The 15,990-nt window shown below is 59.8% G+C and carries 11 protein-coding genes, 1 tRNA gene and 2 rRNA genes (1 of these 14 running past the window's edge); 11 read left to right on the forward strand and 3 right to left on the reverse strand.

The annotated features are described in order from the left end of the window. From M1E10_RS07990 to M1E10_RS08000, 3 genes are all read left to right on the forward strand, one after another. A 23S ribosomal RNA gene (locus M1E10_RS07990) occupies positions 1-2,539 on the forward strand (it extends 262 nt beyond the left edge of the window). Positions 2,540-2,791: 252 nt separating this feature from the next. After that, positions 2,792-2,906 (forward strand): 5S ribosomal RNA (rrf, locus tag M1E10_RS07995). A gap of 76 nt (positions 2,907-2,982) precedes the next feature. Further along, positions 2,983-3,059: transfer RNA gene (locus tag M1E10_RS08000), tRNA-Met, on the forward strand. A gap of 43 nt (positions 3,060-3,102) precedes the next feature. Here M1E10_RS08000 and M1E10_RS08005 read toward each other — a convergent pair. Together M1E10_RS08005 and M1E10_RS08010 are read right to left on the reverse strand one after the other, a co-directional pair. Further along, positions 3,103-4,293 (reverse strand): IS481 family transposase, encoded by a 1,191-nt coding sequence (locus M1E10_RS08005; RefSeq protein ID WP_499175829.1) that lies wholly within the window; start codon positions 4,291-4,293, stop codon positions 3,103-3,105. 254 nt (positions 4,294-4,547) lie between these two features. After that, positions 4,548-5,708 carry an ROK family transcriptional regulator gene (locus M1E10_RS08010; protein ID WP_499175830.1) on the reverse strand — a complete coding sequence of 387 codons (1,161 nt, stop codon included), beginning with the start codon at positions 5,706-5,708 and terminating at the stop codon, positions 4,548-4,550. A 179-nt stretch (positions 5,709-5,887) separates the two neighbouring features. On the opposite strand from M1E10_RS08010, the gene M1E10_RS08015 reads away from it, so the two are divergent. Beyond that, positions 5,888-6,994 (forward strand): type 2 periplasmic-binding domain-containing protein, encoded by a 1,107-nt coding sequence (locus M1E10_RS08015; protein WP_499175831.1) that lies wholly within the window; start codon positions 5,888-5,890, stop codon positions 6,992-6,994. A 245-nt stretch (positions 6,995-7,239) separates the two neighbouring features. After that, positions 7,240-8,271, forward strand: a complete 1,032-nt coding sequence (locus tag M1E10_RS08020) for a GGDEF domain-containing protein (protein WP_499175832.1) — start codon at positions 7,240-7,242, stop codon at positions 8,269-8,271. Between the two features lie 162 nt (positions 8,272-8,433). Here M1E10_RS08020 and M1E10_RS08025 read toward each other — a convergent pair whose 3' ends face one another. Beyond that, positions 8,434-9,093, reverse strand: a complete 660-nt coding sequence (locus M1E10_RS08025; RefSeq protein WP_499175833.1) for a TetR/AcrR family transcriptional regulator — start codon at positions 9,091-9,093, stop codon at positions 8,434-8,436. Between the two features lie 217 nt (positions 9,094-9,310). Here M1E10_RS08025 and M1E10_RS08030 point away from each other — a divergent pair, with 217 nt between their 5' ends. From M1E10_RS08030 to M1E10_RS08055, 6 genes are all read left to right on the forward strand, one after another. Continuing rightward, positions 9,311-10,204, forward strand: coding sequence for a shikimate dehydrogenase (locus M1E10_RS08030; RefSeq protein WP_499175834.1), 894 nt, complete (start codon positions 9,311-9,313; stop codon positions 10,202-10,204). After that, on the forward strand, positions 10,201-12,090 hold the full coding sequence (locus M1E10_RS08035; protein WP_499172680.1) for a bifunctional sugar phosphate isomerase/epimerase/4-hydroxyphenylpyruvate dioxygenase family protein: 1,890 nt from the start codon (positions 10,201-10,203) through the stop codon (positions 12,088-12,090). The genes M1E10_RS08030 and M1E10_RS08035 overlap by 4 nt, the downstream gene beginning before the upstream one ends. 166 nt (positions 12,091-12,256) lie before the next feature. After that, positions 12,257-13,243, forward strand: coding sequence for a type 2 periplasmic-binding domain-containing protein (gene dctP, locus M1E10_RS08040; RefSeq protein WP_499175835.1), 987 nt, complete (start codon positions 12,257-12,259; stop codon positions 13,241-13,243). An 86-nt stretch (positions 13,244-13,329) separates the two neighbouring features. Next, positions 13,330-13,848 carry a TRAP transporter small permease gene (locus M1E10_RS08045; RefSeq protein ID WP_499172676.1) on the forward strand — a complete coding sequence of 173 codons (519 nt, stop codon included), beginning with the start codon at positions 13,330-13,332 and terminating at the stop codon, positions 13,846-13,848. Further along, entirely contained in the window at positions 13,845-15,146 is a 1,302-nt protein-coding gene (locus M1E10_RS08050) for a TRAP transporter large permease (protein ID WP_499172675.1), read from the forward strand. The genes M1E10_RS08045 and M1E10_RS08050 overlap by 4 nt, the downstream gene beginning before the upstream one ends. Positions 15,147-15,157: 11 nt before the next feature. Further along, a complete protein-coding gene (locus tag M1E10_RS08055; RefSeq protein ID WP_499175836.1) occupies positions 15,158-15,598 on the forward strand; it encodes a type II 3-dehydroquinate dehydratase in 441 nt (146 codons plus the stop codon). Positions 15,599-15,990 lie beyond the last annotated feature (392 nt).

A 15,990-nucleotide genomic window follows, 5' to 3' on the forward strand; every position in this document is an offset into this window, starting at 1 on the left:
AAGGAAAGGACATCAACCGAGACTCCGTAAGTAGTGGCGAGCGAACGCGGACCAGGCCAGTGGCAATGAGGAATAAAGCTGAACAGGTTGGAAAACCTGGCTATAGTGGGTGACAGCCCCGTAGGCGTAGAACACTCATTGTCCTTGAGTAGGGCGGGACACGTGAAATCCTGTCTGAACATGGGGAGACCACTCTCCAAGCCTAAGTACTCGTGCATGACCGATAGCGAACAAGTACCGTGAGGGAAAGGTGAAAAGCACCCCGACAAGGGGAGTGAAATAGAACCTGAAACCGGATGCCTACAAACAGTAGGAGGGCGAAAGCCTGACTGCGTACCTTTTGTATAATGGGTCAACGACTTAGTGTAACGAGCAAGCTTAAGCCGGTAGGTGTAGGCGTAGCGAAAGCGAGTCTGAATAGGGCGTTCAGTTCGTTGCATTAGACCCGAAACCGAGTGATCTAGCCATGAGCAGGTTGAAGGTTGGGTAACACCAACTGGAGGACCGAACCCATATCTGTTGCAATAGATCGGGATGACTTGTGGCTAGGGGTGAAAGGCCAATCAAACTCGGAAATAGCTGGTTCTCCGCGAAATCTATTTAGGTAGAGCGTCGACCGAATACCCTCGGGGGTAGAGCACTGGATGGGCTATGGGGACTCACCGTCTTACTGATCCTAACCAAACTCCGAATACCGAGGAGTACTAGTCGGCAGACACACGGCGGGTGCTAACGTCCGTCGTGAAGAGGGCAACAACCCTGACCTCCAGCTAAGGTCCCCAAGTCATGGCTAAGTGGGAAAGGATGTGAGGATCCCAAAACAACCAGGATGTTGGCTTAGAAGCAGCCATCATTTAAAGAAAGCGTAACAGCTCACTGGTCTAAATAAGGGTCTTTGCGCCGAAAATGTAACGGGGCTAAAGCCATGCACCGAAGCTGAGGATATGCACTTAACGTGTATGTGGTAGCGGAGCGTTCCGTAAGTCTGTGAAGGAGGACCCGTGAGGGCCTCTGGAGATATCGGAAGTGCGAATGTTGACATGAGTAACGATAAAGGGGGTGAGAGACCCCCTCGCCGAAAGACCAAGGGTTCCTGCTTAAAGTTAATCTGAGCAGGGTTAGCCGGCCCCTAAGGCGAGGCAGAAATGCGTAGTCGATGGGAACCACGTTAATATTCGTGGGCCTGGTGGTAGTGACGGATTGCTCAACTTGTACAGTCTTATTGGATTGATTGTGCAGGGACGCGGTTCCAGGAAATAGCTCCACCAATATAGACCGTACCCGAAACCGACACAGGTGGTCAGGTAGAGTATACCAAGGCGCTTGAGAGAACTATGTTGAAGGAACTCGGCAAATTGCACGCGTAACTTCGGAAGAAGCGTGACCCCATTTTACGCAAGTATTTTGGGGTGGCACAGACCAGGGGGTAGCGACTGTTTATCAAAAACACAGGGCTCTGCGAAGTCGAAAGACGACGTATAGGGTCTGACGCCTGCCCGGTGCTGGAAGGTTAAAGGGAGGGGTGCAAGCTCTGAACTGAAGCCCCAGTAAACGGCGGCCGTAACTATAACGGTCCTAAGGTAGCGAAATTCCTTGTCGGGTAAGTTCCGACCTGCACGAATGGCGTAACGACTTCCCCGCTGTCTCCAACATAGACTCAGTGAAATTGAATTCCCCGTGAAGATGCGGGGTTCCTGCGGTCAGACGGAAAGACCCCGTGCACCTTTACTATAGCTTTACACTGGCATTCGTGTCGGCATGTGTAGGATAGGTGGTAGGCTTTGAAGCGGGGACGCCAGTTCTCGTGGAGCCATCCTTGAAATACCACCCTTATCGTCATGGATGTCTAACCGCGGTCCGTCATCCGGATCCGGGACAGTGTATGGTGGGTAGTTTGACTGGGGCGGTCGCCTCCGAAAGAGTAACGGAGGCGCGCGATGGTGGGCTCAGACCGGTCGGAAATCGGTCGTCGAGTGCAATGGCATAAGCCCGCCTGACTGCGAGACTGACAAGTCGAGCAGAGACGAAAGTCGGTCATAGTGATCCGGTGGTCCCGCGTGGAAGGGCCATCGCTCAACGGATAAAAGGTACGCCGGGGATAACAGGCTGATGACCCCCAAGAGTCCATATCGACGGGGTTGTTTGGCACCTCGATGTCGGCTCATCGCATCCTGGGGCTGGAGCAGGTCCCAAGGGTTTGGCTGTTCGCCAATTAAAGCGGTACGTGAGCTGGGTTCAGAACGTCGTGAGACAGTTCGGTCCCTATCTGCCGTGGGTGTAGGAATATTGACAGGATCTGTCCCTAGTACGAGAGGACCGGGATGGACATATCTCTGGTGGACCTGTTGTCCTGCCAAGGGCATAGCAGGGTAGCTATATATGGAATGGATAACCGCTGAAGGCATCTAAGCGGGAAACCAACCTGAAAACGAGTGTTCCCTATCAGGGCCGTGGAAGACGACCACGTTGATAGGAGGCGTGTGGACGTGCAGCAATGCATGAAGCTTAGCCTTACTAATAGCCCGATTGGCTTGATCGTTCTCATTGACCATGCTCATCAACGCGCCTTCGGCGCGGTGATGATGCCGTTCTTTGTCCTGACGCTGACGCATCCTTCGGATGCTAGGCTGCGGACGGCCCCGCGCCACTCGGCGCGACGGCCTATCGGCCTGTATGGGTGCCCAAAGCACTCCTCCAGGCCATCGAAGAACAAACCGACGTGTTCTAAACAAAACCAGCTTCTCGACACATCACCCATGCGTAGCCGCATCGGTGGATTGCCCTTAGCCGACCTGGTGGTCATGGCGGGGCGGCCGCACCCGTTCCCATTCCGAACACGGCCGTGAAACGCCCCAGCGCCAATGGTACTTCGTCTTAAGACGCGGGAGAGTAGGTCGCTGCCAGGTCTGCTAAAGGCAATCAAAACAATCTTCTCAACGAAAACAGATCTCGGTCAAAAGACCCAAAACATAAAACCAATAACGCGGGGTGGAGCAGCCCGGTAGCTCGTCAGGCTCATAACCTGAAGGCCGCAGGTTCAAATCCTGCCCCCGCAACCAAATCAACAGTGTACAGCCCGGAGACATTGGTAACAGCTTGTACCTAAGACATGGGTGACAACCTCGTGCCGAACGGGTTGTCGATGGTCTGCAAGGTTCTCTGTTCCAGGTCGATGTAACCCAAATCATAGTGCATGAAGCTGACGAGCCAAATGCCGTCGTCGACCTGCTTGATGCCTAGCCTCTGACTGGCGAGTACGGTGGAGAGGTTGATCTTCTTTCGTGCCATACAGATGCGTCCGCAGGCGGTGACGAGGATGTCCCTGTCGTGGAAGAGGTATTCGACGTCTGGCAGGCCTTCATAGGCTCTCGACGAGGGCGTATAGAGCTCGGCGGGTGTCTTCATGCCGATAGCCTCATGGGGGCGTTCCTCGTTGAACTCGCTGACGAATTGGTCGAAGCGGTCCTGCTGTTGCAGGGCGTTCATGCCCGGCGGACGCGCCGTCTCCTGCTTCAGGGTGCGGTGCATGCGCTCGTGGCGGCCGTTCTGTTGTGGGTGACCGGGTTTGATGCGCTCGATCGCAATGCCGAGCCGCAGCCACCACACCGACAGCTTCGACAGGTTGTAGAGCCCGTTGGGGCTGGCGAAGGGCAGGCCGTTATCGCTCCTGATGGCGGCTGGCAGGCCGCGCTCCCGGAACAGGCTGACAAAGGTCTCGATGACTGCAGCCTCCTTCGTGCTCTCAAGGGCTTCGCAGCAGAGGATCATGCGCGAGGCCTGGTCCGTTACCGTCAAGGGGTAACAGTATCGGCCGTCGCCAAGCTTGAACTCTCCCTTGAAGTCGGCGCACCACAGATCGTTGGACAGGGCGGCCTGCGACAGCGCCGTGCCTGCCGCCTTGTTCGCCGCTCGCCTCTTGCGGGCGCGGCTCACGAGGCCGTGCCGGTCGAGCACCGCATGCACCGTAGACTTCGCCGGAATGCGCATGTCGCCGGCCAGCTTCCTGACCAGGAGCTCTCTAATCTTGCGGGCGCCCCAATGCGGCTTGTTGCGTTTGGTCTCGACGATCAACTGCTCGATCTGGGCGGGCAACTGGTTGGCGTAGCGCACCGGGCGGCGCGAGCGGTCGGTGAGCGCCTCCAGCCCTTCCTGCCGATAGCGATCCCAGATCTTGTAGCCAGTCTTGCGCGATATGCCAAACTGGCGGCACACATCGCTCATGCCTTCTCCATCGAGAAGACGAGCCACGAAGCGTAGACGTTCTTCCATCACCGAACACTCTCTCCACGGCATCAACACCTCCCGCAAAGCGAAAAGTGTTACCCATGTGTCCGGTACAAAACGTCACCTATGTCTCGGGTCACTCAAAGTCCCAATCCATTTGACGACAAAGCCCCTCACGGGGCTTTTTGCGTTTCTGGACTTTATGATTCTAGTCTGTCTGGTTGAAGCCTTTGCGACGGCGGCAATTCTGCCCTCTGCCTGAAGGTGCTCTCTCAGACTTACGAATGAGCGCCCTGCTAGGTCCACCGCAACGCGTCGTTCCGCTAATAAAACGTCCGGCGGAAGGGGATGATCGCCGCGCCCATCGCGGAAGCGTCGGTCGCGATTTCGGAGACGATGAGCTTCGGGTGAGGGCGGTGCAGTCCGTAGCGGGGCCGGTCGAAGATCCGGGTTCGATCCGCCAGCATCTGCGCGAGATCCGGCGGGATCTGGCCGCCGAAGACGATCGCCTGCGGGTCGACGACGGCCCGCAGGGCGTTGACGAGACGATTGTAGGCCGGCGTCACATCATCCAGCCACTCCCCGACCCCCGGCCAATCGGGATCGAAGTGGCGGCGCATGTAGTGGATGGAGGGGACGTTGACGCCGTTGCGGTTCAAGCGGTCGATCAGATATTGCAGGGCCGGGCGGCGTTTCGTCTCCTCGATGTCGAACATTCCGGAAAACTCGCCCGCGTTGCCATTGCCGCCGTGCATGAGCTCGCCGTCGGTGATGACGCCGCCGCCGAAACCGTAATTGAAGCTCAGATAGGCGAAATGCCGGATGAAGCGGCCGGCACCGAACATGGATTCGGCCACGGCACCCGCCTTGCCCGCATTGATGACCCAGGCCGGCCGGTCAAACAGGCTGGAGATGATCGGTCCGAGTTCGATCAGCGACCACTCGTGAAGGGGAAGCGGTGCGTTATGGCGGGTCCCGTCGATGTGATAGCCGGCGATCCCGAACCCCACGCCGAAGAACTGATCCGGCGAGAGCCCGTTCTGTCTCTGCAGTTCGGCCACCTGTTGCTTTACCAGATGGAGCGCCTGGGCCATGGTCTGCTCGCGAAGCGCGACTTCGCTTTCCCCCAGTATCTTGCCGGCAAGATCCAGGATGCAGATGCCGATGATGTCCGTGTTGACCGAGATCCCGCAGGCATAGGCGTGGCTGCCGTTCAGGCGCAGCATCGGGCTTGGCTGCCCCCGTCCGGCTCCCGGCTTAGCGTCGCCGAGCTGAACGATGCCGCGCTCCGACAGCTGGTCGAGAATGCGATGCACCGATTGCTGGGTGAGGTCGGCATGGCCGGTGATCTCGGATCGGGAAATCCCCGGATTGCGCCATATCAGCTGCAGGAGCTTCCGCTCGTTGCTCGAAACGACCACCGTCTCTTCCGGCCGCAGGAAACGATCCGGGATGAGCGCTTCGGCAAGATACAGATCCGCCATGTGTAATTCACAACCTAGGTGTAAATCTATCGACAGTGTCGTTTGACGCGATCCGGCATATTCGGTTTTATCGCCGTTTTCAAGCCTTGTCACCGTCACCTAATTGTTACACCCAAAGTGTAATAAACCCCTCCGTGGCGCCCGGACGTGGCGTGAACGCGAAACAAGGGTTGGTGATCATGAACAAGTTCAAGCTGGCGGCCGTGGCCGCCCTATTGTCCTGCGCGGGGTCCGCACAGGCCGCGAACATCGAATTCTGGTATGGCAACACCGGCAATGTCGAGACGGCCATCAAGGCGCAGTGCGATGCCTTCAACGCCGCGCAGAGCGAGCATCAGGTCAACTGCGTTGGCCAGGGCACCTACGAGGTCGGCATGCAGAAGGCGATCGCCGCCTACCGTGCCAAGAACCATCCCGTCCTGATCCAGTTCTTCGACGCCGGCACGCTCGACCTGATGCTGTCGGACGCCGTCGTTCCGGTGCAGGACATCATGCCGGAAGTCGACTGGGACAACTACATTGCCGGCGCGCGCGCCTATTACGAGACGTCGGACGGCAAGCTCTTCGCGCAGCCTTACAACTCCTCGACGCTCCTGTTCTACACGAACAAGACCGAACTCGAGAAAGCCGGCATCACCGAGACGCCAAAGACCTTCGAGCAGGTCATCGCGGCTGCCCGCACGCTCAAGGAAGCAGGCCATGCCTGCCCGTTCGTCACCGATGGCGATACCTGGCGCGTGCTGGAACAGTTCTCTGCCCGCCACGGCCTGCCGATCGCATCGAAGCATAACGGTTACGACGGTCTCGACGCGGAATACCTGATCAACACGACCTTTGCCGCCGAACACCTCGCCAATCTCGTCGAATGGCGCAAGGAAGGCCTCGTCAGGCTGGCCGCCGATACCAAGGCCGGCAACTACACCGCCGCCTTCAACACCGGCGAATGCGCGATGATGGAACAGTCCTCCGGCTCCTACGGCGCTGCATCCAAGGCATTCGAGGGCAAATACGAGCTGACGGTCGACATGGCGCCGATGTATGAAGGCCACGAGCGCCACAACACCTTCGTCGGCGGCGCCTCCATCTACGTGATGAAGGGCCATGACGACGCGCAGATCGAAGGCGCCAAGGCCTTCCTCAACTTCCTGCGTCAGCCCGAGCAGCAGATGTTCTTCACCGCCGCCACCGGCTACGTCCCGGTGACCAATGACGTGCTGGACGCCATTGCCGAAAGCGGTGAGGCCGATGCGCCGAAATACGCCACCGCGGCGAGCCGGTCGATCTGATGGTGCTGCGTGCCTATAGCTACATGAACCTCAGCAGGCCACACGATGCCTTGCGACTTTTCGAGGCTGCCGCTGCCACCGGTAATAGGGATGCCAGCCGTGGACTGGCCGACGCCAAGGCCGCAGTCGGTTTGAACTGATGCCACGAAACGGTCATCGCGATCGGTTTCTGTACCCTGATTGTCTGCTTAGGCAGCCGGCTTGAAAGCGCGCAAACATATGCGCGAGCAAGACAGGAGATGCTTATGGGAAGCACACTCGCGGCCAATTTGCCGCTGGAACTGAGGCGACTGACGGCGGTTCGTTCGCTTCTGGATGTCCATTTCGGACCGACTCCCGAACTCGCTGCGGCAGCCGAGCTCGCCCAAGGCGTGTTTTCCGTAGCCCGGGCTGCCGTGCATGTCCTTGACGAGAACTGGCTGCGAATTGCCAGTCAGGCCGGCTTGCAGATCGACGAATGCGAGAGCGACATGGCCATCTGCACCCGCGTCGTCCAGAAGCGTGACCTGGTCATCATCCGAGATCTTCGGGAGCATCCCGAGCTGCGCCTCATGCCCTATGTGACAGGTGGTGCGCAGCTGCGCTTCTATGCCGGAGTGCCCCTCGAGCTGGAGCCAGGGCTGATCGTCGGCACCTTCTGCCTGCTCCACGACCAGACCAAGGCGCTTACAGACGATGATATTGCGGCCCTTTATCGCTTCGGTGAGGTTGCTGCTGCGCTGCTGCGCCTGCAGCAAGCGAACTGCATATTGAGGATCAGCGAGGGCCACCTCGTTGATGCAGCGATGCGCGATCCGCTGACCCGTTTCTATAACAGGCTGGCGCTGGAAAAGGTCGTTGATGCCAACCTGAACGCGCAGGATGGGAGGGGCGACCTTTTGGGTGTTCTTTACCTCGACATGGATGGCTTCAAGGCGATCAACGATACCCACGGCCACCGAGCAGGCGACGTGACGTTGCATACGGTGGCAGACAGGCTCCGCCAGATTCTCCGGTCCAGTGACGTGGTGGTGCGCATGGGTGGCGACGAATTCGCGATCTTCATGCCGGATCTGGAAACTCGCGACCAGTTGAAGCGGGTGGCCGAACGTCTGCTCGCAAGTTTCCTGGAGCCGATCCCTGTCGACGGCAAGATCGTCCAGGCCGGAGCCAGCATCGGCGGCATCGTCGTCACCAAAGGAGAGATCGACCGTGACGTCCTCCTTACAACGGTGGATGAGGCCATGTACGAGGCGAAGGCACGCGGCCGGAACCGTTACGTGGAGAAGAGGGCTTAGCCGGCGCGCCAGCAAGGCCGCTCCGCCTGGACCTGTACTATCGTGCTCACGGAGAGGAAAAATCCAAAACCGGACAGCAACTAAATCGTCCTGTTGCCCACAGGGTGTGGACGGACGTTGACCAGGCACACCCTCGTCATCAACCGCTATAATTAAAAGGTTTCACTGCCCGCTCTCCGGCGATTGCGTCACATACGCGATGACCGCGTCGGCGATCATCTGCTTGTGCCGCGCATAGAGTTCCGGTTCCGAAAGGTCGCGGTGGAAGATGGTGCCGAAAGTGTGCCTGTTGGAGACCCGAAAGAAACAGAAGGCGCTGACGAGCATGTGGAGGTCAATGGCATCGACCTCGCGGCGGAACACGCCCTGGCTGCGTCCCCGTTCGAGGATGTCGCTGATCGTCCTGACGATCGAGAGGTTGAGTTCGCCGATCTCCGTGGATCGCTTCATGTGATTGGCGTGGTGAATGTTTTCGATGCTCACCAGCCGCACGAATTCGGGGTTGTTCTCATCGTGGTCGAAGGTGCTGGCAATCAGCGTCCGCAGCGCGTCGATAGGTGGCATGTCGGCCAGTTCCAGATCGGCCTCCAGTGACCGGATCTTCCTGTAGGCCTTTTCCAGCACCGCCAGATACAGGCCTTCCTTGCTGCCGAAATAATAGTAGATCATCCGCTTTGAGGTGCGGGTCTTCTCTGCAATGGCGTCGACGCGCCCGCCCGACAGCCCGTATTCCGAAAACTCCTCCGTCGCGACGGTGAGGATGTCGTCCTTCGTCTTCTCCGGGTCGTTTTTTCGGCCTTCGCGCTCCACAGGGGTTCTCACAATCACTCGTCCGCCGTCGATCTGCAGAGCCCATGCCGGCTCGCTCTTCAATGGTTACGTCTTAAGAGGCTTGCGAACGGGTTTCAATGGTCGTCAGAATTGACACGAACTAGTTCGTACATTATTGCATTGGGCGCGGTGCTGCATGCCGTCGGTTGTTCGGGAGGAGCGCCGTCCGCCCAGGATCCTCCGCGCTCCTGGCCTCGGCGAATACAAAATGAAATCACAGAAGACATCCTTTTGCGCCGGACTTATCGGCAAGGGAATTCAGGCATCGCTGACGCCGGCGATGCATGTCGCGGAAGGACGTACGCAAGGGCTCGACTATGGTTACGAGCTTCTGGACCTCGACCAGATGCAGGTCGGTGTGGATCAGCTTCCCGACGTGATCGCCGATGCCGAAGCCCGAGGCTTCGGTGGGTTGAACGTGACCCATCCGTGCAAGCAGGCGGTTCTCGGCCTCCTCGATACGCTGTCGGAGGAAGCGAAGGTTCTGGGTGCCGTCAACACCATCGTTCTTCGCGACGGCAGGCGGTACGGGCACAATACCGACTGGTGGGGGTTCGCCGAAAGCTTTCGGCTGGGACTGCCGGATGCTGATCTCGGGACCGTCGTTCAGCTCGGCGCGGGCGGAGCAGGTGCGGCGACGGCCTTTGCCGTGCTCCGCTCAGGCGCAGCCAGGCTGACGATCTTCGATCAGGACCATGCCCGTGCCGCCGGGCTGGCAGAGACGATGCAAAGACACTTTCCGCATGCGGTCGTCGAGGCGGGAGACGATCTGCCGGTGGCCATGGCGAGAGCCTCGGGTCTGATCCACGCGACCCCGACGGGCATGGCCAGATACCCCGGGCTGCCGCTGCCTGCCGAACTGCTGCATGCGTCCCTTTGGGTCGCCGAGATCGTCTACTTCCCTCTGCTCACTCAGTTGCTCCTGGAAGCAGGGCGTCGCGGTTGCAGGGTCCTCGACGGCGGTGGCATGGCGGTCTACCAGGCCGTGAAGGCCTTCGAGCTCTTCACCGGCATCAAGCCCGATTCCGAGCGGATGCGGCGCCATTTTGCCGAACTCACCCAGGCGCCACCCCCGGCGCGTGCAGCGGGAGCCGTCTCATGAAGACCTCCATCGCCACCGTTTCTATCAGCGGCGAGCTACCCGAAAAGCTGGAGGCAATCGCCAAGGCCGGTTTCGACGGCGTCGAGATCTTCGAAAATGATTTTCTCGCCTTCGACGGCAGTCCGCGCGATGTCGGACGCATGGTTCGCGATCACGGGCTGGAGATCACGCTGTTCCAGCCGTTCCGGGATTTCGAAGGCATGCCGGAGCCGCACCGGTCGCGGACGTTCGATCGCGCCGAGCGCAAGTTCGACATCATGCAGGAACTGGGGACAGACCTGGTTCTCGTCTGCTCCAACGTGTCGCCCGTCTCTCTCGGCGGCATCGATCGTGCCGCGGCAGACTTTCACGAACTGGGGGAGAGGGCGGCAAGGCGCGGCCTGAAGGTTGGCTATGAGGCGCTGGCCTGGGGACGGCACATCTTCGACCATCGTGACGCCTGGGAGATCGTCCGCCGCGCGGACCATCCCAACATCGGTTTGATCCTCGACAGCTTCCATACGCTTGCCCGCAAGATCGACATCGGGTCCATCCGCTCGGTGCCGAAGGACAAGATCTTCATCGTGCAACTGGCCGATGCGCCCTTGATCGACATGGACCTGCTCTACTGGAGCCGGCACTTCCGCAACATGCCGGGCGAGGGGGATCTACCGGTCGCCGACTTCGTCGCGGCCGTCGCGGCCACCGGATATGACGGCTATCTCTCCCTGGAGATCTTCAACGACCAGTTCCGCGGCGGCTCGCCGAGGGCCATTGCCGCCGACGGGTACCGCTCGCTGGTCTATCTGGGGGACCAGGTGCGGCGAAAGCCGGACGCCGCAAGCCTGACGGTGCCGTCGATGCCGGACCGCGCGTCCGTTGCGGGCGTCGCCTTCGTCGAGTTCTCGGTCGGCAAGGCAGATGCCGAGTCGCTGATCGTGATGCTGCAGTCGCTCGGCTTTCGAAAGACCGCCAAGCACAGGACGAAAAATGTCAGCGTCTACCAGCAGGGGGAGGTCCGCATCCTCATCAACCGGGAAGAGATCGGCTTCGCCAGCACCGCCTACGCCGTTCACGGTGCCTCGGCCTACGCCATGGCCCTGCAGGTGGAGGATGCAGCGGCAGCCATGGCGCGGGCGGTGGCGCTCGGTGCCGAGCCCTTCAGCCAGCCTGTTGGCCCCGGTGAACTCGAGGTTCCGGCCATCCGCGGCGTCGGAGGAGCGCTGATCTATCTGGTTGACGCCGCGTCCAACCTGGGGCGCATGTGGGAGATCGACTTCCAACCCGTCGAAGACGAAGCCGCTCCGGAACCGGCGCATCTGCTGGCGGTCGATCATGTGGCCCAGACGGTGGCCTACGAGGAGATGCTGACCTGGCTCCTGTTCTACACCGCGATCTTCAAGACCGAGAAGTCGCCGATGGTCGACATCATCGATCCATCGGGTGTGGTGCGCAGCCAGGTCATCCAGAACACTGAGGGAACGCTGCGGATCACGATGAACGGCGCGGAGAACCGCCGCACGCTTGCCGGCCATTTCATCGCCGAGACCTTCGGATCCGGGATCCAGCACATTGCCTTCCGCACCGAAGACGTCTTCGCCACGGCCGCAGCACTTCGTGCCAATGGCTTCAAGGCGCTGCCGATCTCACCGAATTATTATGGCGATGTCGAAGCCCGTTTCGGCCTCGACCCGGAGCTGACCGAGCGGCTGAGGGCTGACAACATCCTCTATGACCGCGACGAACACGGCGAGTACTTCCAGCTCTACAGCGGCACCTACGGCGAAGGTTTCTTCTTCGAGATCGTCCAGCGCAGCGGCTACGGTGGCTACGGCGCTGCGAATGCCATTTTCCGGATTGCGGCGCTGAAGAAACAGATCCGGCCGGAGGGAATGCCGGTCGCATGACCGCGAAATCGGGTGAGGGGGAACGAACAGCCGGCGGACGATGATCAATTGACTAAACGAACCATTCCGTACATTCTGAGATCAGTCTTGGTCTTGAGGAATGACCATCGCTCTGGAGGACATTGTCCGAACAGCGGATAATGCAGAAACAACAGGAGGAGAAACCATGAACTTCAATCTCACACGCCGGTATCTCATCGGCGCAACCATGCTGGCTGCAGCCGCAATCACCGTTCCGGCGTTCGCCCAGGACAAGCCGACGCTCAAGTTCTCGGCCGTGTTTTCGGAGCAGGACATCCGCGCCGAGATGACCAAGATGCTGGCCGACGACATCAAGGATGATTTCACCCTTGAGCCCTACTACGGCGGCAATCTCTTCAAGCAGGGGACCGAGCTCGTCGCCATCCAGCGCGGTAACCTGCAGATGGGCAATATCGCCCCCCAGGACATTTCCAAGCAGATCCCGGAATGGTCGGTGCTGACCTCGGCGTATCTGTTCCGGGACGCTGCCCATCTGAGCGCCTTCTTCAACAGCGACGTCGGTGCCGAATTCAAGAAGATGGCCGAAGATCAGCTCGGCGTTCACATCCTCGGCCCAACCTATTTCGGTGCCCGGCAGGTGGGACTGAAGCCGGAAAAGAAGATCATGACGCCTGAGGACATGGCCGGCATCAAGCTGCGCATGCCGGGTGGCGATGCCTGGCAGTTCCTCGGCGAGGCTCTTGGCGCAAATCCCGTCCCGGTCGCCTATGCGGAAGTCTATACCGCGCTTCAGACCGGCGCGATTGACGGCCAGGACAACCCGCTGCCGAACGTCAAGAACATGAAGTTCTACGAAGTCATGTCGCAGATCGCCCTGACGTCGCACCTGATCGGATATGACCTTCTCGTGATTTCCAACGAGTCATGGGCAGCGATGACGCCGGAACAGCAGCAGGCCTTCCAGGCGGCAGCCGACAAGGCTATGAAGTTCAGCGAAGACAAGCATGTTGCGCAGGAAAAGGCCCTGCTCGAGGAGTTCCGCGCCGCCGGCCTCGACATCTACGAGCCGGATCTGGAAGCCTTCCGCAAGTTTGCCCAGGAGAAGTACCTGAACTCCGATCTGGCGAAGTCCTGGCCTGAAGGTATCCTGGAGAAAGTGGCGGCTCTTTAAAGCCGCAGCCACTCTCGCTCGTGGACTGTAAAGAGCGGTGAGGCGGGATCGGAAGATCCGCCTCGCTGCCTCCTGGAGAAATGGACATGCCCCCAAGACTGATGGCCATCGGTGGATGGCTGCGACGGCGCGCGGAAAACCTCCTGTGCCTGATGCTCCTGACGATGTTCGTCGTCTTCATCCTGCAGATCGTCTTTCGCTATGCGCTGAACATGTCGATCGGCTGGACCCATGAGGTCAGCGTGGCGCTGTGGATCTGGATCGTGCTCTTCGGTTCGGCCTTTGTCGTTCGCGAAGTCGATGAAATCCGCTTCGATCTGATCTGGGGCGGCGCCAGCGACAAGAGCCGCCGGATCATGCAGATCATCTGCGCGATAGCTCTCGTGTTCCTGTTCGGCATATCGCTGCCCGCGGTGATCGACTACGTCACCTTCATGAAGGTGGAAAGCACGGCCTATCTCAAGATCCGCTTCGACTACCTCTATTCCAGCTACATCATCTTCGCGGTCGCCACGATCATCCGCTACCTGTGGCTCGCCTTCCAGGCCATCAGGGGCAGTGCACCGGACGCCTTCGATCCAACCAAGGCAGGCTCGGGCGTATGAATTTCGCAAGTCCCTTCTCCATCACCCTCATCGTCATCACCGTCCTGGCCTTCCTGGGCCTGCCGATCGGCCTGTCGATGATCAGCGGCTCGATCCTCTACCTTCTGCTTGTCGGAGCCGACATGGGGATCGTCGCCGAGCAGTTCCTGAACGGCATGTATTCCAACTACGTCATCCTGGCGGTGCCGCTCTTCATTCTCGCGGCCGAATTCATGAACGTTGGCTCGATGACGGAGCGCCTGCTGAATTTCTGCAACGTCCTCGTCGGACGCTTCCGCGGCGGCCTCGCGCAGGTCAATATCGTGCAGAGCATCATCTTCGCCGGCATGTCCGGCTCTGCGATCGCCGATGCGGCCGGCAGCGGCAAGATGATGCAGAGCATGATGACGCGCGAGGGCCGCTACACGCCAAGCTTTGCGGCAGCGCTGACCGCCGTAACGGCTGTCGTCGGCCCGATCATCCCGCCGTCGATCCCGATGATCCTCTATTCGCTCGTGTCCGATGCTTCGATCGGCTACCTCTTCCTCGCCGGCATGGTGCCGGGGCTCCTGATGGCCAGCCTGCAGATGGTGCAGGTGGTGATCACGGCCCGGCGCCGGAATTTCCCCGTGGAGGAGCCTGTGCCGATGCGCGAGATCCCGCGCATCACCGTGCGCGCTTTCCCGGCCCTGATGATGCCGGTCGTGCTGCTCGGCTGCATCTATTCCGGCATCACGACGCCGACGGAAGCGGCCGCCATCGCGGCAGCCTATGCGCTGATCATCTCGGTCGTTCTCTACCGCAGCATCAGCATCCGGAATTTCTACGGGTCGCTGGCCGCCAGCGCCAAGTCGACGGCATCCATCGGCATGCTGATCGCCGGCGCACTGGTCTTCAACTACGTGATCACGATCGAGAACATCCCAGACAGCATCCGCATCATGCTGACGGCCTGGGACCTCAGCCCGACCGGTTTCCTGATCCTCGTCAACGTGATCCTGCTCATCCTCGGCTGCATCCTGGAAGGCACGGCGATCCTGCTGATCATCGTGCCGGTCTTCATCCCGACAGCGCAGGCGCTCGGCATCGACCTCGTCCACTTCGGCGTCGTCGTCGTGGTCAACATCATGCTGGGGCTGGTGACGCCGCCCTACGGGCTGCTGCTGTTCATCGTGGCGAAGATCTCCGGCGCACCGATCAAGGACATCATCGTCGATGCGGCACCCTTCCTGTTCTGGATGGTGGTCTGCCTCGCCTTCATCACCTTCGTGCCCGACAGCGTGCTCTGGCTGCCGCGGTTGCTCGGCTATCAGGGCTGATGGGAGAGCTCATGAAGCCGATCTACATTCTCAATGGTCCGAACCTCAATCGGCTGGGCAAGCGCGAGCCCGAGATCTATGGGACGACCACGCTTGCAGAAGTCGAGGCCTTGTGCCGCGAGGCCGCCGGCGAGCGCCCGGTGGAATTTCGCCAGACCAACAGCGAGGAAAAGCTGATCGACTGGGTCCACGAGGCAATCGACGAGGGTGCCGGCATCATCATCAATCCGGCCGCCTTCACCTTCACCTCTCTGGCGCTTCTCGATGCTCTCAAGATGTTCAAGGGACCCATCATCGAGTACCACATCAGCAACGTCCATCGGCGCGAAGCGATCTACCACCGCTCCTACGTCTCGATGACGGCAACGACAGTCATGGCCGGACTGGGCGCGCAGGGCTATCCGCTGGCGGTGCAGGCGCTGGAGACGCTGATCGACAGACAGATGCGGTGAGAGTTGGCGGCAATTGCTTCCGCTTTCGGACCAGGAATTCGAGGGCGTGCAACCACAAGACGTACGGCAGTGAGCATGGGCTAGCGCGCAAGCGCTTAAATCAAGCCGATGGCCCCGGTGGTAATCGATGATATGCCGAGCGCAATCTTCTGAGGCTCCACTGTCGCCGCTGCGTTCGGAATTCCGGATTCCGATACATTGCCCTTCGGAAATCCGAACACAGCCCCAGTAGCCCGGCGGCAAAAGTCCTTATTTGAAAGCGGTTTTCAGATTGGCATGCCTCTTGCTGTCCAAGAATGGACAACAAGAGGAAGCCATGCCGTGAACTTTGAGTGGAGCATATTGATCGCATTGGCCGGGGCCGCTATTGCCAAGCCGGCTTCGTCCGTGTT

This window comes from Rhizobium sp. PK7-22 (genome assembly GCF_056530405.1).

Bases quoted from the DNA above. Each gene is read 5' to 3' on its own strand.
- M1E10_RS08005 (WP_499175829.1), bottom strand. From the start codon at position 4,293: ATGCCGTGGAGAGAGTGTTCGGTGATGGAAGAACGTCTACGCTTCGTG.
- M1E10_RS08010 (WP_499175830.1), bottom strand. From the start codon at position 5,708: ATGGCGGATCTGTATCTTGCCGAAGCGCTCATCCCGGATCGTTTCCTG.
- M1E10_RS08015 (WP_499175831.1), top strand. From the start codon at position 5,888: ATGAACAAGTTCAAGCTGGCGGCCGTGGCCGCCCTATTGTCCTGCGCG.
- M1E10_RS08020 (WP_499175832.1), top strand. From the start codon at position 7,240: ATGGGAAGCACACTCGCGGCCAATTTGCCGCTGGAACTGAGGCGACTG.
- M1E10_RS08030 (WP_499175834.1), top strand. From the start codon at position 9,311: ATGAAATCACAGAAGACATCCTTTTGCGCCGGACTTATCGGCAAGGGA.
- M1E10_RS08035 (WP_499172680.1), top strand. From the start codon at position 10,201: ATGAAGACCTCCATCGCCACCGTTTCTATCAGCGGCGAGCTACCCGAA.
- dctP (WP_499175835.1), top strand. From the start codon at position 12,257: ATGAACTTCAATCTCACACGCCGGTATCTCATCGGCGCAACCATGCTG.
- M1E10_RS08045 (WP_499172676.1), top strand. From the start codon at position 13,330: ATGCCCCCAAGACTGATGGCCATCGGTGGATGGCTGCGACGGCGCGCG.
- M1E10_RS08050 (WP_499172675.1), top strand. From the start codon at position 13,845: ATGAATTTCGCAAGTCCCTTCTCCATCACCCTCATCGTCATCACCGTC.
- M1E10_RS08055 (WP_499175836.1), top strand. From the start codon at position 15,158: ATGAAGCCGATCTACATTCTCAATGGTCCGAACCTCAATCGGCTGGGC.